The organism is uncultured Paraglaciecola sp., assembly GCF_913020055.1.
Classification (GTDB): domain Bacteria; phylum Pseudomonadota; class Gammaproteobacteria; order Enterobacterales; family Alteromonadaceae; genus Paraglaciecola.
On record NZ_CAJWCF010000011.1, the window covers coordinates 1 to 26928 of the forward strand.

Sequence of the window (26928 nt, forward strand, 5' to 3'; positions counted from 1 at the left end):
CATGCATCACGATCGGGTAATTAGCACGAATTTGCTCTAAGTAATAACGCGGTTTTCCACCGGCAACCATATAATTCTCAGAGATGATTTCAAACCAATCTACTTTGGGGTTGTTATCTATTACTTCGGCAAAATGTTGTGTTCTAAGGCCTAGGCCAAAACCAAGAAATTTATCTGACATAAAAGGTTGCTACTGATTAGATTGAAATAATGAAATGTAAGCCAACACAACTTGCGCCGGTTGGCTCACAATACTCTAGCCGACTTTACCACCAACATCCGCACAAGATTTAGCAGGCATAGCGACAAAACCTTGACCTTTACATGAGGCATGCCCAGCACAAGAATTTGTAGCTGTTTTACAATCGTTATGGCCACCGCAAATATTCACATCATTACAGTGCACTAAATCCGCCTTGGCAATTGTGCCAACCCAGCTATCTTTGACACTGCCACCTATATCACCACACGCCTTAGAAGGCATGGCTACAAAACCTTCACCTTTACAAGATGCTTGGCCCGCACAGGCATTGGCTGCTGTTTTACAATCATTATGGCCACCACAAATGTTGGCGTCATAACAATGTACTAAATCTGTTTTTGCGCCACCTAGAGAAGATGCTGCAACATCGGTTGAATTTGTATTAGCGGTCGCACCGCAACCAGCGAATCCGGCAACCATCATTGCCATTGCTGCACCAGTAAGTTTGTTCATGTTTTAATGTCCTGTAAATAAATGTGTTTAATCAAAGGTAATACCAATTAATTATTCTGTTTGGTATACATTGCAGCGTTTTTAAAACTAACCAAACAACATCCTGGAGTTTAGGTTAGTTATTAAAATACTGTGTTGCACTATTCACATGTGAGTACGTAACCAAAGACCACTGGACATCGAATTATCTTTCAAAGGTGAAAATAACGATTGCACAAAATAGCTTTTTAGAGCGTTTCTCTTAATACTATGAAACTTACGTGAAATATTTTAAATACATTGTTTAGGCTATTTAAAATAGGGGGGAGGATTATCAATAGCTATAATGGATTTGCAGAGAATGTCTCCACGAAATATTTAATGCATTATTTTGTAGTGATTAGTGGCCGTACACATAAATAAAACGGTTAGCTTAAAACAAGACATTAATTCCAAACTAATGCTGCAATTGAGAATAATTCCAGCATCAGTTTAGTCAAAAGAAATAGCCATTTAAATACGCTATTTTAAGTATTCATAACAAAGAGCTAGTAACCTATTTTATTCTTTTTCTAACCGCACCTAGACCAAGAAAACCTAACGCCAGTAACGCTAACGAACTAGGTTCTGGAACAGAAGAGACCCTTACATCATCCAGAAAATTACCATAAGTCCAACGATGTTGGTCAATGGATGAAAAAGTTAATGTGGCGGTATTATCATCTGCAATAAAACTATCAGAGTAAGTACTCCAATCACCTACAACATGATCGTCAAGTTCATAATATAAGCCATCAACTTGGACACTAAAACTCTCAAGGCTTCCGCTAGCATTGGCTAACCTTGCACTATAGGCAAAAAACAAATCGTAGCTTTGGCCAGCTATCGTGTTAAATGTTTGGGATATAGTCCAAGTACCACTATTCTGACCATGTGAATTAAGCTCTGCATGATAACTTCCTTCATAAGAGTCTATCCCTAAAGTACCCCATAATTCTAAATTACTGCCATCCCAACCAAGTACGTCATTAGAGTCATAGTATTTCCAGCCTCCGCCACCGCCGAGTGCTGAGTTAGGAGAATTATCTTCAAATCCACCATTTACAATCAAATTGGCGTTAGCCGAAGCAGCATAAAACGCAACTAAGATTGAACCAACTATTACATCTCTTATCAGTCTTAAAATCGTCATTTTTAGTTCCTATTAACTCTGCTAGATTATCAATAGGATAACCAGACGATAAAAATTAAAATATGGCCAAACTGTCCAATCTTAGAATAATGAACAAATTTACATCATCTATATTAAGGCTCAATAAGACAGTATTTAAGCAGGGAAAATTCAAATGGTTTAGTAAAGAGACTTAACTTGACTCTTTAATAAAATTTGTTGTTAAAGAACATCGCTAAATTAAGTGCTTGTGCATTTGTGGTTTGATCACATAATAGTGTTTTCACTATCACTTTGTGCAGATGAATAAACATCAATCATCATTGTTTCTAACGGAAGCCGTTAATCGCTTACTAAGTGATTCTGAGTTACCAGCATCATTGACTATTGAGCAGAGTGCATCTGCTTTGGCCATGAGTATGACCTCGTTTAGGCGCAAACTCACTCAAGAAGAAACAAGTTTTAAACTCATTCAAAGTAAATTTTTAAATGAACTGTGCGTCAAAGTATTACTAACGATGCAAACCAAGATTGATGATCTGGCAATTAAGTTGGGGTATTCGGAACGTGCAACATTTGAGCGAGCATTTCGGAAAAAGTTTGGGATTACACCGTCACAGTTTCGTGAACTATCTTTAATAGGTAGTGTTGAGAGTAGTTATCAGAAACTGACTGAGATAGCTGAAAATATGCCACCGATGCGTGATAGCTGTCAGCAGTTGTTGCGAGAAAAGGACCTAGGCAGCCTAGATCTGAGCCGGGTGATTGAGATTATTGGTAAAGACGTTATTTTTTCTGGTCGAATTATGGGACTTGCGAGTAAAGCCATTTATGGTAGCACTCCGAAAACCCTAGAAGATGCGGTTGGTCGAAAATTAGGCATTGATAACGTTGTTAATTTTGCCATTGTTTATGCGGTTCAAGATGCACTACAAGAACATGTTGAGCAGGTTATTATTGACCGATATAGTCCGGCTTTATTATTGGCTCCAAGGTTGTTTCAATGTGTGAGAAGGCTGTTGGTTCCTGATATTACATTTGATATTGGACTAACAGAACAAGTCTTGGTGTTTTCTCTATTAGGAATATTTTTGTTAAGTCATAAAAGCACATATAAGCATGAGATGATGTTATATGCGTTACAAGGCATAGATGATCTACACTCACTAAATCAGCATATTCGCGAATCAATGGCCATAAGTCTTTATTCAGCCTCCTCATTGATGTTGTCGTTGTGGCATATTGATGCAAGTTTAGTTAAACAGCTTAACCATTTGGATAAAATTAGTAGGCTAAGAGTCAAAGGAAGCCAACAGGATGAATTGGTGTTATTTATGTTGTCGTGTTTGTATTTTGCAGCGGCAGGGCACACTGATTTTAGTGCCTTAGAACAAAAAGCAGAGTTACTAAGTATTCGACATTTTGATGAAATAAAACAGCTTTTGTCTGAATTAAATTGATCCCTATTGGTGTTCTGAAATCTGCCTATTATCAGGGTTGGCAACTGACCAATAAAGCCCTTCAATTGGTTTGTTTTTTATCTTGGTACTCGGCTACTGACATAAACAGTGCTGTTAGGCCCAAGGTTGGAAACCTAATACTTGATTGATTATATGCAGCAGCATCGCTAGGCAAAATTTGTCCAGATACGATATCCATGTAGATAAGTCTTTGTTTCATCTAGGGCAAATTTAGCTTTTTCTGGGCTGGTAAAAGTGGGGGGGGGGAAATAGCTCCATTGGTAATGACTAACCTGACGCCATAAGACATCAGGGGCATTTCATTAGTGTCTGACAATCAGGATAGAGAAAATAAGTCTTTTTAAATTTAGGATGTTTATAAGGGACGAATTGAACGCTTAGCAGAGAAGCGACTTAGGTGTTTAATACCTTGGCTAAGAATATTGGGGTCAACCTGACTAAGGGCTTCGTCACCTGTTTGTAAATCAAAAACACGTACGTTTCCATTATTCATTATCTCAATCCGTTGTTTACTGGTGAGTAACAATACTTTGCTGCCTTGTGTACTGACAATATAGTTAAGATTGCCTTTTTGGGTAAGCGTATTGCCAGTGCTGTATGCCTTAGATTGTGCTGCACAGCCCAATAAATTTAAAGCAGTCGGGGCAATGTCTTCCAGACTAGCCATGGATTTATTAATTGTAATATTGCTTAGTAATGCATTGTTGAGAGTGTCTTGATTAACCAAATTGGTCACTATAACGTGATATTGGGCTAAGACATTTTCAGTTAAAAGCTCATTTAATTGACCAACTTGAACAAAACCAACAGATAAATTACTCGAGGCATTGAAGATATTTTGCTTAAACTGCTGCCAATCTTGCTGATAAGTAGCAAGCCGTTGACTGCTGCTATTGTCTAGATACAAAGATACGCTAAGTCCCATTGAACTGGGTAACTGTAGTAATAATGGCGCGTAGCTTTGTAAGGCTCCGTGATATAGCTCAGGTAACCCGTATAAAATAGTGGTGATGCCATTGTCTAAAGAGGATTGTAATAAATAGTGATGCTCAAATTTAGACAGACCAGTGATGGTATTCGGCATTTCTCCTTCTACTAGAGACAGTAACAATACTCTTTTGCTGCTATCGACCGAACAATAAACGGGTTCCGCTGGATAGGTGATGCCTTTAATTGTTTTATTAAACTGCAAAGCTTTACGTTGTTGATAGTCTTCTATATCAAGCAAACTATATTTAGCCATTAACGTTTTAGCAGTCGCTGGGTAGGACAGGGGAAACATATTGTCTTGTTGAACAATTGGCTGATAGAGGTTGGCATCGGCCCAAACATGTAATGCATGGGTAATAACAAAACAACTGACAAAAAAACTGCTTATAGGTAAACCAAATTTGCGTTTTTGTACTCTACCAATACGTTGCCATAAAGCGTTGGCAACAATTAATTGAAAAGACAACCACACAACAAACAATAGCAGTAAGAATCCCCATTGCTGCCAACCAAACTGAGCCATAGCCGTTTGGGTTTCGTTGCGAATAAGTTCTGCCGAGTTAAGACTAAGGTGCACGCCATATTTGTTATAAAGTAAGGCATCAAAGGCTAACAAGGCCAAACCAGATGCGGCTAACACTGAACTTAGCACTTTTACCACTTTTGCATTAGGCACCAAGTAACAAAGTGGCAAAATAAGTATAACAAAACCAAAAAATGTCAGAAAACCAATATGGCTTATCCAATTGGTGAATAAGTATAATATGCCGATTACTGAGCCAGGAGCTGGGGAGTTGAGAATATAAATTGCAGCAATAGTGACAGCAATAACAATATTAAGCAGCGCAAACCAATGGCCCCAATTAACTAACTGGGTAACTAATTTTCTGCGTGGTGTTTCTGCTAGGATCATTTAACCTGTCGACCTTTTTTTATTTTCCATTGATACTTTTTAATAGCACTTGTGTAAACTGTTCGGCCATTTGTTGGCGCTGGTTTTCTGGAACTTGTTGTTGGAAAATACTAGTTACAACATTACCTAACACCATAAGTGAGAGGTCTCGGGTCGCTTGATTCTTCTCTAACGCAATAATGACGTCATGCATGATGGCTTCAAATTGGCTGTCAGAGTATTTGGATTGTTGTGGCATGTTGCTTAACTCAAAAATAATAGCAATGTGTATTGCTGCGATAGTATCAATGGTCTAGATAAAATGCGAATAAAGCAGCGACCAAATTTAATTGATTTTTGTTAAGGAAAAAATGTGAGTGCGTTAATCCATCACTTTGTTGTACACCAATTAGCTGTTAACCAACAACAAGAGCTTACGCTAGTGCCAAGAGCGAGTTGTTTTGATGTGAGCCCTGAGATTGAAAACTTAGCGCAACAAATCAATCATGCTTTTAATACTAAACCCGGTAAAGGGGTAGGCGCGTTTGTGACTGAACAAGCAGAAATAGTCAGTGTAAGTAGCGAAAGTTCAGATGATGAAGAGCCTAAAGTGTTAACTCCCCACGCTGTGTCATTTAAAACATTGTTAGAAGACATGCAGTCTGAACAGAACGACTTTGTTGAATTTAGTGTTCAAGCCAGTGAGTTGTTGAAAAAGTCTTTAATTGATACAGGTACGCTTGAAACTGGGTTTGTGGTGTTTTGCCATTACCAATTCTTAGCCACAGATTATTTAATGATTGCGATCATTAATACTAAACATCATGTTGAGATTACTGGCGACTTAGAGCTAACCAGTAGTGACCATTTAGATTTAGCCAAAATGCAATTGGCGGTTAGAATTGATATGACTCAATTAGCCGTGAGTGCTGAACAACTGCGTTATATCAGTTTTATTAAAGGGCGAATGGGGCGAAAAGTTTCTGATTTTTTTATGCACTTTATCGGCTGTGAAGAATTGGTTGATATTAAACAACAAAATAAACAGTTGTTGACTACAGTGGATGCGTTTTTAGCATCTGAACAACTAGACCCAACTGAAAAGCACCAAGCACGAGATACTGTGTCTGCGTATTACAAAGAAAAACTTGAGCTGGGTGAAGATATTCAGATTCAGGAATTGGCCGCCAAGTTACCTAGTGACCATATAAGTTTTGAAGAATTTAACCAACAAGCTGAAGCGCCGGTCGAAGAACAATTTCAAGCTGACCGCAGTGCATTGAAAACCCTTGCCAAATTCAGTGGTCAAGGTGGAGGTGTTTCACTTAGCTTTGAACGTAAATTATTGGGTGATAGGGTGAGTTATGATGCAGGTTCGGACACTTTAATGATCAGAGGTATTCCACCTAATTTGAAAGATCAGCTTTTGAAGTCACAAAGCTGACATCTGGCTGCTTATCTATATAATACAGTTAATATAACAACAGACACTTTACACAGAACAGGACACAACTATTCTTTATGCAATTATTCGTTAATGATTTGACCGTGATGGATTTTTCTTACCTTTGCCCTGAGCGCGGTATGGTGGGCGAAAGCTGGATAGTAGACGTGGTCCTAAGTGGTGATTTGAATGAAGAAAGCATGGTTTTGGACTTCGGTAAGGTCAAGAAACAACTTAAACATCTTATTGACGAATACATAGATCATAAGCTTTTAGTGCCTGTTGAGCATGAATACAGTCAAGTTGAGCATGACGAAAAATCAGACAGAGTAAAAGTTGATTTTATTCGCCCGAACAATAAATCTATTCATTTGAACTGCCCGGCTGAAGCCTATGCTTTTGTGTATTCTCAAAATGTCACTATGCCTTCTGTGAGCGATTATCTTAAAGATGTGATTGCCACACACTTACCTGAGAATGTAGCCGGCATTGAGTTGAATTTACGAGCGGAAGTAATCAATACGCCATTTTACCACTACACTCACGGCCTTAAAAAGCATGATGGAAACTGCCAACGCATTGCTCATGGTCATCGTTCTAAAGTTGTGGTGTTCGAAAACCAACATGAAAGTATCAAATGGCAAGAATACTGGGCAAAAAGATGGTGTGACATATACATTGGATCTAATGAAGATATTGTAGACATTAATGAAACCGTTTTTTCGTTGTTGTATACAAAAGCAGAACAACACCATGTATTTGCATATGAATCTTCACAAGGTCGTTTTGAATTGGCTATCCCTAAATCAGAATCAGAAATGATTGATACAGATACCACGGTTGAATGTTTAGCTCAGTATATGGCAGATGAACATAAACGTTTAGACAGTAGTAGCGCGTTCAAAGTGTTGGCTTATGAGGGCGTGGGTAAAGGAGCAATAGCGTTTGCTTAGACTTGTTTTAATTTGTTTAGTGACTGTTTGTTTTTCTACCTTCGCGGCATTCGCTAGTGACATTCAACTCAAAGGCGAAATGACTCAAGGAAGCTTGATCCGTGGCCAAGTGCCAGTCGGAAACCAAGTTTGGTTAAACGATAAGCCAATAAAAGTATCACCCGATGGATATTTTGCTTTTGGATTTGGTCGAGACGAAAAACTATCTCACGAGCTCAAATGGTCAGATAATCAAGGTACAGAACATCTCCAGTTGCTGCAATTACAAGCGAGAACGTACGCGATTCAAAAAATTGAAGGTATTCCTAGTAAATACGTTAGCCCACCCAAAAAAGTAAGTGAACGTATCAAACTCGACAATCGACAAGTCGGTAAAGCTAGAACCTTAAATGATGAACGAACCGACTTTTTTCAAGACTTTATTTGGCCCGCTGCGGGACCCATTAGTGGGGTGTATGGCAGTCAGCGCGTATTTAATGGCACACCCAAACGCCCTCATTTTGGTGTTGATGTGGCTGCACCAACTGGTACGTCCGTATATGCTCCTGCTAACGGCATTGTAACGTTGTTTGTTCCGGATATGTATTATTCAGGTGGCACCATGATCATCGATCATGGGCATGGCGTGTCTTCTACGTTTTTGCATCTAAGTAAGGGGCATGTAGAAGCGGGAACCATAGTAAAACAAGGAGATTTGGTGGCAGAAATTGGTGCCACAGGTCGCGCTACTGGCCCTCATCTAGACTGGCGAATTAACTGGTTTAAAGAAAGATTAGATCCCGCACTTTTGGTACCTAAGCGTTAAACTTAGAGTAAAAGCTTAGTAATAAACAAAAAGCTTAATATTTACCCTCGCGTTTTCCCTTAACTTCTGTATAATTCGCGCCCTGCCCAGTTGCCCCCGCTTGTGGGAAAGCGGATGAATCATACGACTCGAAGGGGTCAAGGTATTGATTTTTAGCGGTTTTGTGTAGCAGTCGGTAGTGAAATATCGAACACAAAATCATGTAACGATTATTTATATATTTCGGGTAATTTTAAATGAAAACTTTTGTTGCAAAGCCAGAAACGGTAAAACGTGAATGGTATGTGGTTGACGCCGCAGACAAAACTCTTGGTCGTTTAGCGACTGAGATTGCTAGCCGTTTACGCGGTAAGCATAAGCCAGAGTACACTCCTCATGTGGACACTGGTGATTATATAGTTGTGATCAACGCTGAGAAAGTCACTGTTACTGGCAATAAAGCTAAGGGCAAGATTTATTATTCTCACTCTGGTTATCCAGGCGGTCTTAAAGATACGACGTTTGAAAAGTTACAAGCTTTCAAACCAGAGATGATCATTGAAAAAGCGGTTAAAGGTATGTTGCCTAAAGGTCCACTTGGACGCGATATGTTCCGCAAAATGAAAGTCTTCGCTGGCCCTGAGCATAAACATGCTGCTCAGCAGCCTCAAGTCTTAGACCTTTAAGGAGCATTACAGATGGCAGATAATCAATATTACGGCACTGGCCGACGCAAAAGTTCTACCGCTCGTGTTTTTCTTCGCGCAGGTAGTGGCAACATTGTAGTTAATCAACGTCCTCTTGACGTTTTCTTTGGTCGTGAGACTGCACGTATGATCGTGCGTCAACCGCTAGAGTTAGTTGAGATGACTGAAAAGTTTGACCTTTACATCACCGTTGCCGGTGGTGGTATTAGTGGTCAAGCTGGTGCAATTCGTCACGGCATTACACGTGCCTTGATGGAATTTGACGAAACACTTCGTCCAGCATTACGTAAAGCGGGCTTTGTTACTCGTGATGCACGTAAAGTTGAGCGTAAGAAAGTGGGTCTTCATAAAGCACGTAAACGTCCACAATTCTCAAAACGTTAATTGTCAGACGACAAAGACTTTTCAAAAACCCAGCTTTTGCTGGGTTTTTTATTGCCTACCTTTTGTACAAATATCCTTTATCCAATCAATATTCTCTTAAAAATCTGTTAAGTATCGGTAATTCTTCATTTTATTAACGATTTCCTTGTCTTTTATGTGGGTTTTCTTTTATCATTTTCGGTTAATAAGAAAACTTTATTTCTTAAGTCTCATATAAGTCATTTGAAATATAAAGTGTGGTCAAATTAACTCTCGGAGATTAGTGGATGAGCAATGTATCTTTAGATGCGCATGATTCGTCTGAAGCCGAAAACCAACCAAGCAATAGTAATAGACGCCGATTTTTAACGGTTGCGACTTCTGTTGTTGGTGGTGTCGGTGTAGTCGGTGCTGCAGTACCCTTTATCGCATCCTGGAACCCCAGTATCAAAGCAAAAGCTGCTGGTGCTGATGTTGAAGCGGATATTAGTAAAATCCAACCAGGTCAGTTGATCAGAGTTATCTGGCGAAGCAAACCCGTTTGGATTGCCCGCAGAACGCCTGAATTACTTGCTTCATTATCTAATGTTGAAGATCAACTGAAAGATCCCAACTCCGATGAAGAGCAGCAGCCAGCATTCGCTAAAAATCAATATCGTTCTTTAAAAGAAGAATATTTGGTATTGGTGGGAATCTGCACTCATTTAGGATGTTCACCACAACATTTGAAAGATGGCGCATTTGAAGAATACGTTGAAGGGGTAGCGGAAGGGTTTTTCTGTCCCTGCCATGGCTCTAAGTTTGATATGGCTGGTCGGGTTTTTCAAAATGTACCAGCAGGTTTGAACTTGGTTGTACCGCCCTATATGTTTATTGACGACAATACTATTTTGATTGGTTCCGAAGAAGGGGCAGCATAACATGTGGAAAAATTTGATGGACTGGGTTGAATATCGTCTTCCCATAATGCGCGTTGCCAATATGCACGCCATTCAATATCCCGCCCCTCGAAACATGAACTTTTGGTACATGTTTGGATTTTTAGCGACCATAGTATTAGTTAACCAAATCGTTACAGGCGTATGGCTAACTATGAGCTATACACCTACTGCTGAAGAAGCATTTGCTTCAGTGGAATACATCATGCGTGATGTCGAATACGGTTACTTACTACGCTATATGCATAGTACGGGAGCGTCGGCGTTCTTTATTGTTGTTTATTTGCACATGTTCAGAGGCATGATTTACGGCTCTTATCAAAAGCCCCGTGAGTTATTGTGGTTGTTCGGTATGTTTATTTACTTAGCGCTTATGGCTGAAGCCTTCATGGGATATGTACTTCCATGGGGACAAATGTCTTATTGGGGTGCTCAAGTTATTGTATCTTTGTTTAGTGCTATTCCAGTGATTGGCCCAGATTTAGTTATTTGGATCCAAGGTGATTATGTTATTTCTGGTGCCACATTAAACCGATTCTTCGCTTTGCATGTTATTGCACTACCTCTAGTGATAGTGATTTTGGTGTTCTTGCACATAGTGGCATTGCATGAAGTAGGCTCTAATAACCCTGATGGAACTGACGTTAAACGTAAGAAAGGTTCTCTAAAGGAAGATGAAAAAACCACTTTCAAAATTCACGAATATTACACCGATAAATACGACATCGTTGACGATATAGTACCGTTCTTCCCGCATATAGTGTTGAAAGACTTAGTTGGTTTCGCTTTCTTCTTGTTGGCATTCTGCTACATCATGTTCTTCAATCCAGAAATGGGTGGATACTTCTTAGAACATCCTAACTTTGAAATCGCTAACCCGTTGAAAACGCCTGAGCATATCTTCCCTGTTTGGTACTTCACGCCTTTCTACGCAATATTGAAAGCCGTACCGCATAAATTGGGTGGTGTTATTGCCATGTTTGCAGCGATTATATTCTTAGCACTATTACCTTGGCTTGATAGAGGTAAAGTGAAGTCGTGGCGTTATCGTTGTGGATTACATAGATGGAACCTGCTTATCTTTGCAGCGGTATTTGTTTTCTTAGGTTATTTAGGTGGTACACCTCAAGAAGCTTGGAAAATTATTGCCTCGCAAATAGCGACCATCATGTATTTTGGTTTCTTTGTATTGTTATTTATCTACAGTAAAAACGAACGCACTATTCCAGTGCCTGCGAGGATTACAGAATGAGAAAGTTAATTTTTGTAGTGTCCTTGTTTTTATCCGCTGGTGTTCTAGCTGCTGGTGGTAATGTACATCTTGATAAAGCAGAGTATGACCTAACCGACAAAGCGTCTTTGCAAAGTGGTGCTCAGTTGTTTATGAATTACTGCTTAGGTTGTCATCAAACTCAGTATCAGCGTTACCAACGTACGTTTGAAGATTTAGATATTCCATTAGAACTAGGAAGTGAAAACTTGCAGTTTACTGGTGAGAAACCTGGCGAGCATATTAAAAATGCCATGCCAGCTGAATCAGGTGCTAAATGGTTTGGTGCGCCTCCTCCAGATTTAACTTTGGTTGCTCGTGTTCGTGGTGCAGATTGGATTTACACTTATCTCAGAACATTTTATGCCGATGAGAGTACCAAGTTTGGTGTGAACAACTTAGTCTTTCCTGATGTTGGAATGCCTCATGCATTACAAGAACTCCAAGGGGTTCCGAGAAAAACTAATGAGAAAATGTTAATCGACGGTGAGATGGTCGACCGTTATGTAGGCATTAAAACTGATGGAAGTGGCGAATTAAGTGCCGCTGAATACGACACTGCAGTGTTGGATTTAGTTAACTACCTAGTTTATATCGGTGAACCTTCACGCTTACAGTCTGAAAGTATCGGCCGTTGGGTAATGATATTTTTACTCGTATTGCTAGTGTTGGTGTATTTGTTGAAGAAAGATTATTGGAGAGATGTACACTAAATCATCACACCTTTTAGATGAATCTAGTGTATAATCCGCAAAAATTTTTGGGAGGGGCTTTATGCCCCTTCTTTTCCGTTTTTAATTAGCTGATTGGCGACGTACTAATCACTAGTAAAAGAACACTGCATAGATGCTTAGGCACGATGCGATTATGTATGAATTTAGGAGAAATATAGATGGCTGTAGCCGCCAATAAACGTTCTATAATGACGTTGTTTTCAGACACAATAGATATATACAGTCACCAAGCACGCATAGTGTTAGCCGAGAAAGGTGTAGGCGTAGAAATCAGTTTTACGGTTCCTAATGAGTTGCCAGAAGATCTTCTTGAACTTAATCCTTATGGCACTGTGCCTACTCTTGTTGATAGAGAATTGGTTTTATATAACTCGCATATCATCATGGAATACTTGGACGAGCGTTTCCCTCATCCACCTTTGATGCCGGTTTATCCCGTTTCTCGTGGCCAAAGTCGTTTGACTATGCATCGAATCCAAAATGATTGGTATGTATTAGCTGAAAAAATTATGGCTAAAAAGGGCGATTTAGAAGCCACTCGTAACGAATTACGTGAAGCCTTTTTGTCTTTGGCTCCATTGTTTGCTGAAACACCTTATTTCATGAGTGAAGAATTCAGTCTAGTTGATTGTTACTTAGCACCATTGTTGTGGCGTTTACCTGCATTGGGTATCGAATTGACAGGTGCTGGTAGTAAAGATGTGAAAGCTTATATGAAGCGCATTTTTGAAAGACCTTCTTTCATCGCATCATTGACTGATCAAGAACGTGAGATACATAACCCACTTTAATGGGTAGAACTGATATGACACCTAATCAGCCATATTTATTACGCGCATTTTACGAGTGGATTGTGGATAACAATCTCACTCCTTACATAGTAGTCGATGCTCATTATGCTGGTACACAAGTACCGCAAGAGTTTGTCCAAGATGGGCAGATAGTGCTAAACGTGTCTCCTTCCTCTACTGGTAACTTTCAGTTAGGTATGAGTGACATTATGTTTGATGCACGTTTTGGTGGTGTGCCAAGAAATATCGTTGTACCTTGCCCCGCCGTTTTAGCTATTTATGCTAAAGAAAATGGCGCAGGTACGGTATTTACTGTAGAAGAAAATATTGGTTCAGGCGAAGTGGAAGAGCAATCTGTTGCTCATGATGCAGAACAAAAACCTAAAAAGGGCAAGCCTACTTTAACGGTTGTAAAATAACCGTACGATAAAAAGTGAGCTCCCAAAAAAAAGCGCCCTTTCGGCGCTTTTTTCATTTTTAGAAACGATATTGGAATAGGTATTAAGTATATTCAAACGCCTTGATGACTTGTTTAACACCTACAATATTACGCGTGATATTGACGGCAATATTCGATTCTTGTTCACTGACCAATCCCATTAGAAACACTTCGCCATTTTCGACCTCTATCTCAATGTGAAGACCATCAATTTGTTTATCAGCAATCAGTTTGGCTTTTACTTTAGAGGCAAGCCAAGCATCATTCGCCACGATACTTGCTGGAATAGGTGCACCTAAACGAATTTGGTTGTGCAACTTTTTGATGTTTTTTACTGATGAGGCTAACGTTTGGGCTTTTTGAATCAGCTCCTGAGTGGGTGCTTGACCTACTAATAAGGCTGTACCGTTAAACACCTGAATTGAGATACTGGTTTGTTCTTGTATTGCTAGGTCATTTGCCAGTGCATTAGAGATCCGACCGGCTGTAGTTGTATCGTCAACCTGCGTACCTATTGTACGTCTATCATGTGCAACGGCGGCAGCACCCATACCCGCACCGATCAATAATCCCGCACAGCCCTGCACTAATAATGTGGTTGAGAGTAGTAATGGTAAAAATATTATTTTTGATTTAAGCAATGTATTACTCCTGGAAATTTTCAGGGAACAAAGAATTGTCTATTCCCTCACAAAGACTATGTGCCACTAAATAGTGGACCTCTTGAATACGAGCGGTTCGATTAGAAGGGACGCGTATTTCTACATCATGTTGACTGACTAGGCCTGCCATCTTACCCCCGTCCATACCTGTTAAAGCCACAATTGTCATATCACGGCTAAGCGCTGCTTCCATTGCTTTAATCACATTTTGTGAGTTGCCACTGGTGGACACTACAAACAAAATATCTCCCGCTTGGCCTAAGGCGCTAACTTGTTTTGAATACACTTCTTCAAATGAAAAGTCATTGGCAATTGAGGATAACGTTGCGCCATCAGCAGTCAGTGCAAGCGCCGGTAAACTAGGTCTTTCACGTTCAAATTTATTCAACAAAAGTGACGAAAAGTGTTGAGCGATCATCGCTGAACCACCATTACCGCAACATAATATTTTGTTGCCATTAATCAGTGCGTTAACCATCATATAAGTGGCATTGGAAATGGGCTCTGGTAATAGCTCAATTGAGGCAATTTTAATTTGAATACTCTCAGTGAAATTTGCCTTAATGTTTTCTAACATAACTCTCCTAAGAAATTAATTACTGCTGCTCGCAGCCATTGATTAAACACTTTTTAACCAATTGATATTTTGTTGTTGGCCTGTTCCCTCAATACCCACCAGATCAACTCTATGTGGGATAACGCTGGGATTGAAACCTTTTTCTTGCATGTAATGTAAAACAGCAGACTCAAATTTACGTTTTTTACTGGCATGAAAAAATTCTATCGCAGAGCCGTGTTGACTCTTACTCCGGTATTTCACTTCTACAAACACCAGTTCGTCAGCGTCTTGCATGATTAAGTCTATTTCACCTGTACGGCACCGATAATTTTGCATAATAAATGTAAGACCATTCTGTTCTAAGAAGGTTCTAGCATAACGCTCCGCCTCACCGCCAATTACCGAGGAGAGTGCTTGCTTAATCCATTGCAAGTAACTTTACTCGGTCTTGGGCTACTTGGGCCAAAGGTAAACGTCTGTGCAATACTCCCTTATCATCTATATTAATTTCTCCGGTAAGCCCTTGTTTGACTGTTTGTGGCAATGTTTTTAAAACGCGCAAATTTGGCAGTAAATTGTACGCGTCAAAACCCATAGCAAATAACCGTATTAGGGTATCTTGTCTTTGTGGCCAAAGTTGTTTGGTTTGATTGGCCAAGGGTTGCCAACTATGTTCAGGTAACATCCAAGGCATATCTGTGAATGTAAGGTTGCGCAAATCTCTAAGACTGTTGCTGTTCAAATCTGAGCTATAACTACGGGAAGATGCAAATACTGATAATGATTGTCTGGCAAAGGGGCTCAAGCTTGCTTCTATAATAGGATTGAGCAACTTAGTTTGTTCAGGGTTGGCAAACAACACCATGGCATCGATATCTCGACGATTTCTCTCCATTCCAAACACTTCTACATCAGACATTACTTCCATTTGCCTAATACGCTTTTTACTTTGCGCTACATCTAACATTTCAGACACACGAGTACGCATATCTTTGTTGTCAGTGAATATGGTTAAGTCAGGTTGAATGGCATTAGGTGTTTCTAACCACTGGGCAATAAATGCTTCGGCCATTCTTTTTGTTGTAGGATTGTCTGCCGCAAAAATAATTGGTCTAACTAATTGTTTTTGTTGAATATGTAGGGCCAGTTGTTGCGCTTCGTCTTCAGGTGCTAACGAAAAGTAATAATGCTCAGCTGCGGTTAAATTTGACTCTGTGACCCTATCTAATTGTTCAATAGTGGAGGTATTTGTTTTTAATTCCACTCGATTTAACGCTAAAAGTATTTTATCTGTGGGCAAAACCGCAGTCAGGTCAATAATTTGTTCTTTGACCAAAGGCCCTAAAATTACGTCAAACTCAGCCACTGTTTCATTTAGTTGCTGTGCTGTTTTTAAGGCAGAATCAAAAAAACGTATTTCACGGTATTGTTGAATACGGCTTAAAGGTGATTTATCTAGTGACTCGTCACCTTCGGATTGGGCAATTAGGTTAAGTTCTGCCCCCGTTAAATCTTCCAAATAAGCGGCGAGTATTCCTTCTTTAATCGCTAAGCCTTGATTCGCTAGTCTGCCGGTTAATGGCAATAAAACCGCAATACGTTTTGCCTGAATAGGGGATTGCAGTAACGACTGTTCTATTTCCTCAGGAAGGCTTGTCACCAAAGGGTGGCCCAGATGTCTACTCTGCCAACTGACGAGTTGTTGTTTAAATTGTTCTGGTGCTAATGCAAAACGTTTTACAATAATGGCTAGCTGTAACCAAGGTTGCAGTGCCGACTCAGATAGTCGCGCTTGTTCCAATTCAGCCAAGTCTAGTTTTTTAATCCATTGCCAAGTGGTATTGGACTTCTGCAGTTCGTCAATATCAGCATTTTGCAATGCAGTAGCCGCTTTCAGCCATTGTTTTCTATTCACTTGTAATTGAGCTTGTAAAGCCGCAATTCGGGTCTGGAAACCATATGTATTGTCAAAACTAGTCAGTATGCTTTCTACACTATCAAATGCTTGGTCAGACAAAATCAAATAACACTCTGCTAAAATTAAATTGCTATGTGTCTTATGGCGGTTGTCTTGTAACTCTGCTTGCAGCACCTTAAGCATTCTTATGCTTTTGGCACATTGCTGTTCTGCTTGAAGTGCTTCGGCGGCTTGTAAAAGGTCATTGTTACGTTGGTATACGTCATTATTCTGTGCGTAGTTTTGTTTAGCTTGGTTCAGATAGAAATTACTGTCTTTTGTCTCTTCGATGTTTGTTTCTAATGATTGCACTGGGGCTATTTTTGTTGGGCGAGTTGGGTCACTCGAGCAAGAAAATAAACATAAGGTAGCGATACTAAATACAATAAACGCTGGAAAACTCATCGCTGATACTCATTAAATAATGTGTTTAATAGTTTATAGTATTGCCTATAAATATCTAATGCTTTGTGACGAGGTTGAGTGATAAAACTCATACTTAGTCAAAGCTTAGATTGTTGTTTTAATTTGGAGAGTTATCCTTGACTGAATCAGGTACGTTGTATGTTGTTGCCACACCTATTGGCAATCTGGAAGATATTACTCACAGGGCTTTACGTATATTGGCCGAAGTCGATTTAATTGCGGCCGAAGATACTCGGCATAGTCAACGTTTGTTGCAACACTACGATATATCCACGCGACTTACCTCTTTGCATGATCATAATGAATCTCAGCGCGCTATTCAGCTAATCGAAAAGTTGCGACTGGGTCAAAATATTGCCTTGATATCAGATGCAGGTACCCCCCTTATCAGCGACCCAGGTTATGGATTGGTCAATCAATGCCGAGATGCAGGTTTGACGGTTGTGCCATTACCGGGACCATGTGCCGCAATCACCGCATTATGTGCCGCTGGCTTAGCCACTGATAGATTTAAATTTGAGGGTTTTTTACCGGTCAAAGCTATGGCTAAACAGCAGGCACTTCAGCGCTTGCTTACCGAAACCAGTACCAGTGTTTTTTATGAGTCACCTCGAAGAGTCGCCGATACGGTCAAACTGATTGTTGCCGAGTTAGGAGAAAACCGCCAAATGGTGGTGGCAAAGGAGCTTACCAAGGCTTTTGAAACATTTTACTCAGGTAGTGCAATAGCTTGTTTAACTTGGCTTGAGGCCGATGCCAATCACCAAAGAGGTGAGTTTGTATTAATGATTGCCGGTGAAAAACAAGTTCAAACAGAGGTATCAGCCGATGCACTCAACTTACTTAAACTATTAGTCAAAGAGTTACCCCTTAAAAAAGCGGCGGCTGTGACGGCTGAACAATATGGTTTAAAGAAAAACCATCTTTATCAACTTGGTTTAGAACTGAAGTTATGAGAGTCCAAGGTTTAATCTCTCCCGCTTTGTTGCTAGGACTGTTGATTTATTCAGGACTCTGCGGTGCAACTTGGTTTGAAGATAACCAAGGGATAATGGGCACCAATATTCACGTAGAGCTTTGGAGTGAATCGACCCAACAAGGTGAAGAAGCAGTACAAGCTGTGATGTTTGAAATGGAGCGTATTAATCAGCTAATGAGTCCATATATTAAAAACAGCGAGCTGAGTCAACTTAATACACATGCTGCTGAAGGAGCGGTACCCGTTTCCAAGGAATTATTCAGGCTTATTGCACTTTCGGTTGAATTAGCAAAGGAGACAGACGGTGCCTTTGATATTACTTTTGCCAGCGTAGGGTACTTGTACAACTACCGAGAGGGTCAAAAGCCCGAACAAGGCAAAATTGAAGAATTATTAAAAGCCATTGATTATCGGCATATTAAATTTGATCGAGCCCAGCACAGTATTTTTTTCGCTCATCCTAATGTAAAGATTGATCTAGGCGGCATCGCTAAAGGGCATGCGGTAGACAATGCTGTTGATATACTAAAAAAGCGTGGCATTAAACATGCTTTGGTGACGGCTGGAGGGGATACTAAATTGCTAGGTGATAGACTTGGCAAACCGTGGATGGTGGGTATTCGTGATCCTCGTAACCAAGATAAACAGGCGGTAGTTTTGCCATTAGCGGATACTGCATTATCCACTTCAGGTGATTATGAACGTTATTTTGAACAAGACGGGGTACGCTATCATCATATTCTGTCACCAAAAACAGGTTCCTCGGCCTATGAAGTACAAAGTGTGTCGATTATTGGCCAGCGCAGCACATTAAATGATGCTTTATCAACCGCAGTCTTTGTATTGGGTGTGAACAAAGGCATGGATCTATTGAATCGTACGCCGGGCTACGATGGTATTATCGTTGATAACCAACGTAAATTGCATTATTCAAATGCCTTGAAGGAATGACTTTCGTTTACCTTTAATACAAAACCTTTTTAGTGAACTGCGTGAAATTACGCTGGCATATTAAAGACCAACAGAGGTAAGTTTCTCCATTTTTTGCTATTCAACACTAGTATTTACTCAGACAATTGGTTACTTTGGGTAACGTATTGAAAGCAATGTAATTGTTTTCAATTTGCGAAAAAAATAACCGATTATAAAACAGTGAAATAATGCAACAAAACACTTTTATCAACACACAATTTAACGTCAATACTCTCTGGCTGCTACTTATCTAAGCGGTTAGCGTTGTGCTGGCTGCTTATATGAGTAGTCAGACAAGTCTTTCATAAAACTCCCATCTGACTCCATATAGCAACTCACAGCAGTTTTGCGTTTTTACCATGGATAAAGGCTCACAAGCCAAAATTAAAATTATGTTTACACAGCAACAAAAAGGTATTTTTTATGTAGTCATGGGGACTTTGTTGTTTTCCAGCAAAGCTATTATCGTAAAAATGTTATTTCAAATTGGATTAGGTGCACTTGAATTGCAGACGTTAAGGATGCTGTTTATTTTGCCATTTTATCTAGTCATTCTTTATTGGGCTGTGTCGCGTCGGGGGTGGGGGATATCGAATAGAGATCTAATTGGTGCAGTGTTGGCTGGAGTGGCTTGTTATCACATTGCTAGTTATCTCGATTTACAAGGGCTGTTGTACATCAGCGCGGGTTTAGAACGGATGATATTGTTTTGTTACCCTGCAATTTCCATGTTATTTGCTTGGGTTTTTCTGAAGGAAACCGTATCACGTCGTTTATGGTTAGCTTTGGTAGTGGCTTATAGCGGTATAGGTTTATTCTTTTTTGCTGATTTAAGTTTTGGTGGAGAAAACCTTTGGTTGGGTAGTGTATTGGTGTTTATCGCCAGTGTTTTTACTGCTTGGTATATGGTGGCTAATCAAATTTATTCTCGGCGTATTGGCAGTCAACGTTTTACTTGTATTGCTATGATTGGAGCTGCAGTTACTATGTTAATGCACGCTACAGCTGTGGGTGTGCAGGACCTGAGTACCTTTACTGGAACCATGTATGCAGGAGCAGCAACCATTGCCATTTTTTGTACGCTTATCCCTTCATTTTTAGTCAGCGCAGGCGTCAAAATCGTAGGGGCGAGTAAAGCTGGGATTGTCGGCGCTGTTGGGCCTTTAATGACTACCATTTTATCGAATTATTTGTTGCAAGAACCACTAGGTTGGATGCACTTTGTTGGATTAACGCTGGTTATAGTGGGGATGCGCTTGTTAAAATAACAAGGTTAATAAATTGAAGATGAAAACACCTGTGACTGAAAATATTTGTTTGAGTGAATTGTTGATAGATGAAATAGCGGATGCGCTACAACAGCACGGCTATATTCAGTTAACAGAATTCTTACCTGCTTGGCTTGCGACTCAATTGCAACAAGAGGCAGAGCGATTGTCTTCCATTAGTTTTAAACCCGCAGGCATTGGTCGGCAAAATAACTTGCAGCTTGATACACAAATAAGAACCGATACAACCTTGTGGCTTGATGGTGAGTCACTGCAACAACATGCTTATTTGCAATGTATGGAGCAGTTGCGAGTAGGTTTAAATAGACGTTTGTTTATGGGCCTATTTGATTTTGAATGTCATTTTTCTCATTATGCAGAAGGTGACTTTTATCGGCGTCACTTAGATGCATTTAAAGGGCGCAGTAATCGCATTTTAAGTACTGTGTTCTATTTGAATATAAACTGGCATAAGAATGATGGCGGAGAATTACTTTTGTATGCAGATGATCAACAGTCACCTTTGCTTGTTGTACCGCCATTGTTTAATAGCTGCATCATATTTCTAAGTGATGTTTTTCCTCACGAGGTGCTGACTAGTCATGGTGAACGATACAGTATTGCAGGTTGGTATAGGCTGAACAACAACTCCCAAGTTCATCTTGACCCCAGCCAATAAGCTAGCCTTATAAACTTCCCTTCAAATTGCTGAGTTGTGTCTATTTACCGAAATAGGCTAAATGTAGCGCGTTTGTGATTCGAGACATATATGAGATCCCTTAAGAAATTTGTTTATTGGTTTGTATTGCCAGTTGTGGCTTTGCTTATCATTTTGATTTTGTTTGGCCGCCAATGGGTATTCAGTTATCTTTCTCCCCCTGAAAACTTTGTATTGGCTGATGCACCTGCTGCTCCAGATTACAACAATGCCTATTTCTGGGTTGCACATCCAGATAAAAGTGATACCTCTGATTTGGTGCCAACCACTTTGGATATCAGTGACGACTTAGCCGATAAAACAGTGGATGTGTTTTTTGTACATTCAACGGGTTTTGTAGGGCCTGGAGGTTGGAATTCGACTATGCAAATTGAGAATTCTGAATCCCAGTCAATTGAATACATGTTATCCAGCATGGCCAGTATTTTTAATGGATGTTGTAATATTTATGCACCCCATTACCGCGAGGCAAACATTCAATCTTTTATGCCAGAGAAGTTTGAACCTGGCACCCAAGCATTAGAATTGGCCTATCAGGATGTAGCAGCAGCCTTTGATTACTACTTACAACACTTCAATCAAGGTCGGCCTTTTATTTTAGTCGGGCATAGTCAAGGCACCACCCATGCATTACGTCTATTAGAAGAAAAAGTCGACAACACGCCTTTATTCCAACAATTAGTGGCGGCTTATGTTGTGGGGTATTGGTTGCCTAAGGATAAATTTAGCCGAGGTTTTGAACAGATAACTCCTTGCATCGAAGCTAGTCAGACGGGTTGTATTGTCAGTTACGATACCTATGGTCAAGACGGTCAACTAGACACTAAGGTACCCCATTGGTACAAAACAGGCTGGGAATCGAGTGAATTAGAGGATGGTTCAACAAAACCTACATTGTGTGTAAATCCATTAAGTTGGACAGATACCTTAGTTAAGGTGGGCAAAACAGCACATTTAGGGGCCATGCCTGTAGAGTTTAAACGCACACCCGTTAATATGTTATTAGCCAATAATCCTGGGTTTGTTTTTCAAGAATTACCAGCATTAACAAATGAATTGACCTGGGCAAAATGTTCAGAGGATGGCATGCTAGAAGTGATGCAGCAGGCAGATAACGCTTTTTCAAACCACTTATCTCAACCCAATAAAAGTTATCACATACTCGACTATAGTTTGTTTTACGGCAACATTCGTCAAAACGCCATTCAGCGTGTTAGTCAATTTATGCTGACAAATAACGTGTCTCAATCAGAATAATAATCCCAAGGAATATAGAATGACTGCTTTTAAAACCGTGTTTCAACAAACACTCAAAGCCTCTTTTTTGCTGATTTGTAGTGGCGTGGCGTGCAGCAGTTCTGCAGCCGATAGCGCGCAACAATTGTATACATCGCAACCTGATGTCACGCCCGAATTAGGTAAGCGTGGTGCTTACTCTGTTGGCGTTAGGACAATACAGGCAACTAACCCACAACAATTAAGTGCCACAGATTATCAAAGCCTAGAAGACAGGACTTTGACCCTAGAAGTATGGTATCCAGCAGTCACTCAAGAAACGGATGCGCGCGCGACCTATAAGAATGTCACTCGCACCCATAAAGCGTTTTCACTTCAAGGCAACAGTGTAAGAGACGCCAAAACTAATCCAGAAAAAACCTACCCGCTGGTGGTGTTATCCCATGGCTATACTGGTTACCGTACTATTATGTTTTATCTTGGTGAGCATTTAGCGAGCCACGGTTATGTAGTTGTAGGCATTGATCATACTGACTCCACCACAGGTGAAGTTGATTTTAAAAATGCGCCTTTTGCTGGTTTTCCCAGTACCTTAATCAATCGCGCCCGTGACCAACAATTTGTATTGGATTATTTCACCTCAGCCAAGTCTGACTTGGCAAAAGTGGTGAACCCTAACCTAGCTTCTGTGATTGGTTATTCTATGGGTGGTTATGGCGCGGTGAATACAGTAGGCGGCTGCTACAACTTTAATCAGCAAGGTCTACAAGCTTTCGGTTTTCCTGAACCCGCTGCAAAAGCCTTGCTACCCGTATTTAACATTTGTAATGCGGGACGAGAGCAGGTCGATAGCCGTTGGAAAGCGATGGTGGCATATGCACCTTGGGGGCAAGAAAATAACTTACATAAATTGGATGCGATCCAAGTGCCAAGTTTATACGTTACCGGCTCACTTGATGATGTCTCTGGTTACGAGCAAGGAGTGAAAAAGTTATTTGAACAGTCGCCAGCAAAAGATAGTTTTATGTTGGTGTATGAGAATGCCCGTCATAATATTGCCCCACATCCAGCGCCAGAAATTGCCTACGCAGCAGATGCAGACCTAGGCCATTATTACGAACCTACTTGGAGTAGTGAAACTTTTAACCGTATTAATCAACATATGACCTTGGCCTTTTTAGATTGTTATGTAAAACAACAAACATCATCTTGTGATTATCTGCCTAAAAGAGAAAATGCGACCCAATCTAAACAAGCAGACGGCAAGTTGAATGAACCTTGGCCTGGTTTTGCAAATAGATGGGGTGTGGGTATGAAGTTTATCCGAAAATAGCCAGCTGCATGGGCAGCTCTTTGGAGTGAAAGGCCAAATGTACATAGATATTTATCAAGTTGATGCTTTTGCAGAACGAGTCTTTGAGGGTAATCCAGCCGCAGTTTACCCTTTAGATGCTTGGATAGCTGACGAGTTATTGCAAAATATTGCTCAGGCAAACAATTTGTCTGAGACGGCTTTTTTTGTGCCTTATCAAGACAAATTTCAATTGCGTTGGTTCACTTCCTCACATGAAGTGAACTTATGTGGTCACGCCACTTTGGCCGCTGCTCATGTGTTGTTTACACATTTAAACTATCAAAAATCTGAAATATGTTTCACTACAAAAAGTGGTGATTTATTGGTAACAAAAAGATCTAAAGGTCTAGAAATGGACTTTCCAGCATCAATGCCAAAACCCATTATTGCTCCTGATAATCTATTGTTGGGTCTAGGTATCAAACCTAAAGCAGTACTCGCTGCTTTTGACTACATTATTGAGCTAGAGGATGAACTAGCTGTGGCCGCACTGTCGCCTGATTTAGCCTTATGGAAAAGCCTTGATCTAAGAGGTGTGGTGGTCACTGCTCCAGGGCGAAACGTTGATTTTGTTAGCCGCTGTTTTTTCCCAAAACTTGATGTGGATGAAGATGTGGTGACTGGCTCTGCCCATTGTGAATTCGCTCCGTATTGGGCACACAAGCGAGCAAAACACAAGCTGAAAGCTAAGCAGTTATCATCAAGAACGGGCTTTATTAGCTGCCAATTACAAGGCGACCGAGTGTTAATAACTGGGAAGGCGGTGGATAATATGCACGGAAAAATCACGCTTTAAAAGTAGATCCCCAATTCACATTTATTAAGAATGACGTTTTACTTTACTTACTCTAAAGCTAAATTTAGAACGAGGAATAGATCAACAAGATTATCAATATAGTAATTGGATTGTAATGTATTCAGCAGTGCACATTGATTATGAACGAACAAAGGCCCTCCTAAATCGATTATGGTTCACGCTTGTTTGTTGGCATTGAAGTGCTTTACAATCGAAATATTTAAACGTGCTATCTACTACAGCTATTAATATCAGAGCTTACCGCCCTCCTCAAGCCAGAAGTTAGATATTTATTGCATTAGGGAATTATATGTTAACTAAACTTGCTCAAGCTCAGCAGCTAGCAACGAATAAAAAGTTTAAGAAGGCCTTACAGATTGTTAAAAAAATCACACCAAAAACCACATTAGAAAAATATCACGTGTTAGAGATTGAAGCTTTGTGCCACTTTAATACTAAAAATTATCAAATCGCCTTACTGAAAACAGAATTGGCACTCAGTTGCACAGACAGCACCGAGAAAAAGCTGTATTCCCTAAACAATTTGGCGACCTTATCAGAAAAGTTGAATCAACAACCCAATGCTATTGAATACTTCAAGCAATACCTAGCAATCGACAATTCTCTTAACTCAGCCAAACAGCGTTATAAGTTAATTGCCTTAGCTTTCTCAGAAGCGGATTATGCCACAGTAGAAAAATATGCTCCGCTATTAAGTAATGTTATGGAATATGCCTCTGAAGCGACCATCATACTTGCCCAAGCAGCAATAATTAACGGCCACTATGATGAGGCATTAACTTATTTATCAAAAGTATCTGCGGATATTAAAACTGAAGGAGTATTAGCTTTTAGTCAAAAACAGATCACCACAGTTTTAAACGGATTTCACAAAGTGGAGGCCTTTGTAGAAGAGGCTAGTTTGTTAAAGACATTGGAAAGTAACTATAAACATGAGTCCTGGTACGAAAATGTACAATCGCGAATTGCCAATATCGGAAAAGTAACGAAAAAAGGTGTTGAATGCCGCTATTCAGAGATTGAACCGCCCCCCCAAAATGGTCGCGTCATTGGCAATACTTCTGAAGTGGTTCATTTGGTAAAAAAATTAATAGTTGAAATGGAATCAATGGGCGCATTTTTTCATGAAAACCTTCAAATTACTGAAAATAAGGGTGAAATTAGCGTTTGTTTTATGAAAGAAAGTCGCACTGAAGAGCTTTTAATGGAGGCTCCGATTAAATGTATGCCTTTTCTAGAAGATTATAAATTTTCCCTAGATAAAAACTACAATATTTCTTTTGCAGCAAAAAAGAATATGCTTAATCCTTATGCGAAAAAGATTTTATCTTTAGTCTTGGACCTATTTAACGCATGTAACAAAATTGAAAATTGGAAATCCAGTTACCCCTTATTTGCTCTCGCAGGGCATGAGGAATTAATCGACAATATACTTTTTGCCCGCGCAAATCGTACCGCATACGCCAATTACAAAGCGGACAAAATAGAAAACATTAGTGATGAGGCAGTGATACAAAGCTTTTTTGGTTCCAGAACGATGTCTTTTTCGGATGCATGTTTACGACAAATTGGCTCTAAGACCAAAAATGTGTCTGAGCAGGCGATAATTCCGGTAATCGAACTTATCAATCATCATATGAGTGCACCCGCTTTTCAAAGAGATTATAAAACTAACAACCTACAAACATACTCTGGCTCAGGTAAAGCAGGGCGTGAAGTGTTTGCTCGTTATAATCTGGATGACCCATTACTTACGTTTTTAGTTTATGGTTTTGTCGATCAATCAGCACAATGGATATATTCGGTGCCAGTGTCACTTAAAACCAAAATGGGTATTAACATTACAATCAACAATTATGTAAAAGCATTGAGCGTTGAGCTGACTCCTAATCACTTGTTAGGGGTTAATGATTACTTGCCCGCAAGTATCACTCGCAAAGGTAAATATGCGATTGTATCCAAGTTAATTATCCCGGCGGCTGGCGAAGCCAGCATTATGCATGCTGTACTCACCCATCTATTGCAATCCATTGATTTAGAGGAAGCTTACAATAATCCTAAAAACCTAGAGCTAGAAATTCAAAACCTTGAGGAGCAATTAGTAAAACTAAATAGAATATATTGGACCAATCTAAAAGCCATGACCTTATCCAAAATGCAATCAACTAATCCTCCTCCAAAATTCGCCACCGAACAATTGGTCGAGTTAAGCGAGTTTTGCCTCAATCATATTAACCAATACTATGCCTCGACGGGGCACATAATAACGACTCGCAAATAGCGAATTTAGCTTTCATTCTTTTCTCTATGTTTTTTGAACCGAAATTGT

Annotated in this window: 29 protein-coding genes; 19 read left to right on the forward strand and 10 right to left on the reverse strand. The window is 39.9% G+C overall.

The features are described 5' to 3' along the window. The 3 genes from QZ488_RS03850 to QZ488_RS03860 form a co-directional block, all read right to left on the reverse strand. The coding region (locus tag QZ488_RS03850) for a DUF692 family multinuclear iron-containing protein (RefSeq protein WP_293746408.1) at nt 1-181 on the reverse strand (181 nt) is incomplete at its 3' end. Nucleotides 182-256: 75 nt separating this feature from the next. Then, nucleotides 257-715, reverse strand: coding sequence for a hypothetical protein (locus QZ488_RS03855; RefSeq protein WP_293746409.1), 459 nt, complete (start codon nt 713-715; stop codon nt 257-259). A gap of 535 nt (nt 716-1250) precedes the next feature. After that, nucleotides 1251-1886, reverse strand: coding sequence for a PEP-CTERM sorting domain-containing protein (locus QZ488_RS03860; protein ID WP_293746411.1), 636 nt, complete (start codon nt 1884-1886; stop codon nt 1251-1253). A gap of 281 nt (nt 1887-2167) precedes the next feature. Here QZ488_RS03860 and QZ488_RS03865 point away from each other — a divergent pair, with 281 nt between their 5' ends. After that, the gene (locus QZ488_RS03865; RefSeq protein ID WP_293746413.1) at nt 2168-3325 is read left to right on the forward strand and encodes a helix-turn-helix domain-containing protein; all 1158 of its coding nucleotides are present in this window, start codon (nt 2168-2170) and stop codon (nt 3323-3325) included. Between the two features lie 61 nt (nt 3326-3386). Here the strand turns inward: QZ488_RS03865 and QZ488_RS03870 are convergent, their stop codons facing one another. The 3 genes from QZ488_RS03870 to QZ488_RS03880 form a co-directional block, all read right to left on the reverse strand. Continuing rightward, a complete protein-coding gene (locus tag QZ488_RS03870; RefSeq protein ID WP_293746415.1) occupies nt 3387-3524 on the reverse strand; it encodes a hypothetical protein in 138 nt (45 codons plus the stop codon). Nucleotides 3525-3701: 177 nt separating this feature from the next. Then, entirely contained in the window at nt 3702-5249 is a 1548-nt protein-coding gene (locus QZ488_RS03875) for a DUF3413 domain-containing protein (protein ID WP_293746416.1), read from the reverse strand. A gap of 19 nt (nt 5250-5268) precedes the next feature. Then, on the reverse strand, nt 5269-5487 hold the full coding sequence (locus QZ488_RS03880; protein WP_293746418.1) for a DUF1414 domain-containing protein: 219 nt from the start codon (nt 5485-5487) through the stop codon (nt 5269-5271). A 114-nt stretch (nt 5488-5601) separates the two neighbouring features. Between QZ488_RS03880 and yejK the strand changes: the two genes are divergently transcribed. From yejK to QZ488_RS03930, 10 genes are all read left to right on the forward strand, one after another. Continuing rightward, nucleotides 5602-6672 carry a nucleoid-associated protein YejK gene (gene yejK / locus QZ488_RS03885; protein ID WP_293746420.1) on the forward strand — a complete coding sequence of 357 codons (1071 nt, stop codon included), beginning with the start codon at nt 5602-5604 and terminating at the stop codon, nt 6670-6672. 77 nt (nt 6673-6749) lie between these two features. Beyond that, nucleotides 6750-7625: a 6-carboxytetrahydropterin synthase gene (locus tag QZ488_RS03890; RefSeq protein WP_293746421.1), complete on the forward strand. Its 876-nt coding sequence runs from the start codon at nt 6750-6752 to the stop codon at nt 7623-7625. Nucleotides 7626-7635: 10 nt separating this feature from the next. Next, nucleotides 7636-8430: a M23 family metallopeptidase gene (locus tag QZ488_RS03895; RefSeq protein WP_293746492.1), complete on the forward strand. Its 795-nt coding sequence runs from the start codon at nt 7636-7638 to the stop codon at nt 8428-8430. A 236-nt stretch (nt 8431-8666) separates the two neighbouring features. Continuing rightward, nucleotides 8667-9095, forward strand: a complete 429-nt coding sequence (gene rplM, locus QZ488_RS03900) for a 50S ribosomal protein L13 (RefSeq protein ID WP_293746423.1) — start codon at nt 8667-8669, stop codon at nt 9093-9095. Nucleotides 9096-9107: 12 nt separating this feature from the next. After that, on the forward strand, nt 9108-9500 hold the full coding sequence (rpsI, locus tag QZ488_RS03905) for a 30S ribosomal protein S9 (RefSeq protein WP_215927513.1): 393 nt from the start codon (nt 9108-9110) through the stop codon (nt 9498-9500). 266 nt (nt 9501-9766) lie between these two features. Then, complete coding sequence (gene petA / locus QZ488_RS03910) at nt 9767-10399, forward strand: ubiquinol-cytochrome c reductase iron-sulfur subunit (RefSeq protein ID WP_293746427.1); 633 nt, start codon at nt 9767-9769, stop codon at nt 10397-10399. 1 nt (nt 10400) lies between these two features. Next, complete coding sequence (locus QZ488_RS03915) at nt 10401-11669, forward strand: cytochrome b N-terminal domain-containing protein (RefSeq protein ID WP_293746428.1); 1269 nt, start codon at nt 10401-10403, stop codon at nt 11667-11669. Continuing rightward, entirely contained in the window at nt 11666-12400 is a 735-nt protein-coding gene (locus QZ488_RS03920; RefSeq protein ID WP_293746430.1) for a cytochrome c1, read from the forward strand. The genes QZ488_RS03915 and QZ488_RS03920 overlap by 4 nt, the downstream gene beginning before the upstream one ends. 179 nt (nt 12401-12579) lie before the next feature. Continuing rightward, nucleotides 12580-13212, forward strand: a complete 633-nt coding sequence (gene sspA, locus QZ488_RS03925; protein ID WP_293746431.1) for a stringent starvation protein SspA — start codon at nt 12580-12582, stop codon at nt 13210-13212. Between the two features lie 14 nt (nt 13213-13226). Next, nucleotides 13227-13631: a ClpXP protease specificity-enhancing factor gene (locus QZ488_RS03930; RefSeq protein ID WP_293746433.1), complete on the forward strand. Its 405-nt coding sequence runs from the start codon at nt 13227-13229 to the stop codon at nt 13629-13631. Between the two features lie 82 nt (nt 13632-13713). Here the strand turns inward: QZ488_RS03930 and QZ488_RS03935 are convergent, their stop codons facing one another. From QZ488_RS03935 to QZ488_RS03950, 4 genes are read right to left on the reverse strand one after another with little or no spacing between them, the layout of a single operon-like run. Beyond that, complete coding sequence (locus QZ488_RS03935) at nt 13714-14292, reverse strand: BON domain-containing protein (protein ID WP_293746435.1); 579 nt, start codon at nt 14290-14292, stop codon at nt 13714-13716. A 4-nt stretch (nt 14293-14296) separates the two neighbouring features. Continuing rightward, nucleotides 14297-14890, reverse strand: a complete 594-nt coding sequence (locus QZ488_RS03940; RefSeq protein ID WP_293746437.1) for a phosphoheptose isomerase — start codon at nt 14888-14890, stop codon at nt 14297-14299. 42 nt (nt 14891-14932) lie between these two features. Next, a complete protein-coding gene (locus QZ488_RS03945; RefSeq protein ID WP_293746439.1) occupies nt 14933-15304 on the reverse strand; it encodes a YraN family protein in 372 nt (123 codons plus the stop codon). Next, nucleotides 15291-17234 carry a penicillin-binding protein activator gene (locus tag QZ488_RS03950; protein ID WP_293746441.1) on the reverse strand — a complete coding sequence of 648 codons (1944 nt, stop codon included), beginning with the start codon at nt 17232-17234 and terminating at the stop codon, nt 15291-15293. Before QZ488_RS03950 ends, QZ488_RS03945 begins: the two co-directional genes overlap by 14 nt. A 137-nt stretch (nt 17235-17371) precedes the next feature. On the opposite strand from QZ488_RS03950, the gene rsmI reads away from it, so the two are divergent. The 8 genes from rsmI (at nt 17372) to QZ488_RS03990 (ending at nt 26880) form a co-directional block, all read left to right on the forward strand. Then, entirely contained in the window at nt 17372-18211 is an 840-nt protein-coding gene (rsmI, locus tag QZ488_RS03955; RefSeq protein WP_293746443.1) for a 16S rRNA (cytidine(1402)-2'-O)-methyltransferase, read from the forward strand. Further along, nucleotides 18208-19185, forward strand: coding sequence for an FAD:protein FMN transferase (locus tag QZ488_RS03960; protein ID WP_293746445.1), 978 nt, complete (start codon nt 18208-18210; stop codon nt 19183-19185). The genes rsmI and QZ488_RS03960 overlap by 4 nt, the downstream gene beginning before the upstream one ends. Nucleotides 19186-19565: 380 nt before the next feature. Next, nucleotides 19566-20474, forward strand: a complete 909-nt coding sequence (locus QZ488_RS03965; RefSeq protein ID WP_293746447.1) for a DMT family transporter — start codon at nt 19566-19568, stop codon at nt 20472-20474. Nucleotides 20475-20493: 19 nt separating this feature from the next. Then, nucleotides 20494-21153 carry a 2OG-Fe(II) oxygenase gene (locus QZ488_RS03970; protein WP_293746494.1) on the forward strand — a complete coding sequence of 220 codons (660 nt, stop codon included), beginning with the start codon at nt 20494-20496 and terminating at the stop codon, nt 21151-21153. A 90-nt stretch (nt 21154-21243) separates the two neighbouring features. Further along, complete coding sequence (locus tag QZ488_RS03975) at nt 21244-22449, forward strand: DUF3089 domain-containing protein (protein ID WP_293746449.1); 1206 nt, start codon at nt 21244-21246, stop codon at nt 22447-22449. A gap of 19 nt (nt 22450-22468) precedes the next feature. Then, entirely contained in the window at nt 22469-23761 is a 1293-nt protein-coding gene (locus QZ488_RS03980) for an acetylhydrolase (RefSeq protein WP_293746451.1), read from the forward strand. A 37-nt stretch (nt 23762-23798) separates the two neighbouring features. Then, on the forward strand, nt 23799-24578 hold the full coding sequence (locus QZ488_RS03985) for a PhzF family phenazine biosynthesis protein (RefSeq protein WP_293746453.1): 780 nt from the start codon (nt 23799-23801) through the stop codon (nt 24576-24578). A 310-nt stretch (nt 24579-24888) separates the two neighbouring features. After that, nucleotides 24889-26880: a hypothetical protein gene (locus QZ488_RS03990; RefSeq protein ID WP_293746455.1), complete on the forward strand. Its 1992-nt coding sequence runs from the start codon at nt 24889-24891 to the stop codon at nt 26878-26880. Nucleotides 26881-26928: the final 48 nt, after the last annotated feature.

What these genes read in the sequence shown, in the direction of transcription:
- QZ488_RS03855 (WP_293746409.1), bottom strand. Translation starts at nt 715, where the DNA reads ATGAACAAACTTACTGGTGCAGCAATGGCAATGATGGTTGCCGGATTC.
- QZ488_RS03860 (WP_293746411.1), bottom strand. Translation starts at nt 1,886, where the DNA reads ATGACGATTTTAAGACTGATAAGAGATGTAATAGTTGGTTCAATCTTA.
- QZ488_RS03865 (WP_293746413.1), top strand. Translation starts at nt 2,168, where the DNA reads ATGAATAAACATCAATCATCATTGTTTCTAACGGAAGCCGTTAATCGC.
- QZ488_RS03870 (WP_293746415.1), bottom strand. Translation starts at nt 3,524, where the DNA reads ATGGATATCGTATCTGGACAAATTTTGCCTAGCGATGCTGCTGCATAT.
- QZ488_RS03875 (WP_293746416.1), bottom strand. Translation starts at nt 5,249, where the DNA reads ATGATCCTAGCAGAAACACCACGCAGAAAATTAGTTACCCAGTTAGTT.
- QZ488_RS03880 (WP_293746418.1), bottom strand. Translation starts at nt 5,487, where the DNA reads ATGCCACAACAATCCAAATACTCTGACAGCCAATTTGAAGCCATCATG.
- QZ488_RS03890 (WP_293746421.1), top strand. Translation starts at nt 6,750, where the DNA reads ATGCAATTATTCGTTAATGATTTGACCGTGATGGATTTTTCTTACCTT.
- rplM (WP_293746423.1), top strand. Translation starts at nt 8,667, where the DNA reads ATGAAAACTTTTGTTGCAAAGCCAGAAACGGTAAAACGTGAATGGTAT.
- rpsI (WP_215927513.1), top strand. Translation starts at nt 9,108, where the DNA reads ATGGCAGATAATCAATATTACGGCACTGGCCGACGCAAAAGTTCTACC.
- petA (WP_293746427.1), top strand. Translation starts at nt 9,767, where the DNA reads ATGAGCAATGTATCTTTAGATGCGCATGATTCGTCTGAAGCCGAAAAC.
- QZ488_RS03915 (WP_293746428.1), top strand. Translation starts at nt 10,401, where the DNA reads ATGTGGAAAAATTTGATGGACTGGGTTGAATATCGTCTTCCCATAATG.
- QZ488_RS03920 (WP_293746430.1), top strand. Translation starts at nt 11,666, where the DNA reads ATGAGAAAGTTAATTTTTGTAGTGTCCTTGTTTTTATCCGCTGGTGTT.
- sspA (WP_293746431.1), top strand. Translation starts at nt 12,580, where the DNA reads ATGGCTGTAGCCGCCAATAAACGTTCTATAATGACGTTGTTTTCAGAC.
- QZ488_RS03930 (WP_293746433.1), top strand. Translation starts at nt 13,227, where the DNA reads ATGACACCTAATCAGCCATATTTATTACGCGCATTTTACGAGTGGATT.
- QZ488_RS03940 (WP_293746437.1), bottom strand. Translation starts at nt 14,890, where the DNA reads ATGTTAGAAAACATTAAGGCAAATTTCACTGAGAGTATTCAAATTAAA.
- QZ488_RS03950 (WP_293746441.1), bottom strand. Translation starts at nt 17,234, where the DNA reads ATGAGTTTTCCAGCGTTTATTGTATTTAGTATCGCTACCTTATGTTTA.
- QZ488_RS03960 (WP_293746445.1), top strand. Translation starts at nt 18,208, where the DNA reads ATGAGAGTCCAAGGTTTAATCTCTCCCGCTTTGTTGCTAGGACTGTTG.
- QZ488_RS03965 (WP_293746447.1), top strand. Translation starts at nt 19,566, where the DNA reads ATGGATAAAGGCTCACAAGCCAAAATTAAAATTATGTTTACACAGCAA.
- QZ488_RS03970 (WP_293746494.1), top strand. Translation starts at nt 20,494, where the DNA reads ATGAAAACACCTGTGACTGAAAATATTTGTTTGAGTGAATTGTTGATA.
- QZ488_RS03975 (WP_293746449.1), top strand. Translation starts at nt 21,244, where the DNA reads ATGAGATCCCTTAAGAAATTTGTTTATTGGTTTGTATTGCCAGTTGTG.
- QZ488_RS03980 (WP_293746451.1), top strand. Translation starts at nt 22,469, where the DNA reads ATGACTGCTTTTAAAACCGTGTTTCAACAAACACTCAAAGCCTCTTTT.
- QZ488_RS03985 (WP_293746453.1), top strand. Translation starts at nt 23,799, where the DNA reads ATGTACATAGATATTTATCAAGTTGATGCTTTTGCAGAACGAGTCTTT.
- QZ488_RS03990 (WP_293746455.1), top strand. Translation starts at nt 24,889, where the DNA reads ATGTTAACTAAACTTGCTCAAGCTCAGCAGCTAGCAACGAATAAAAAG.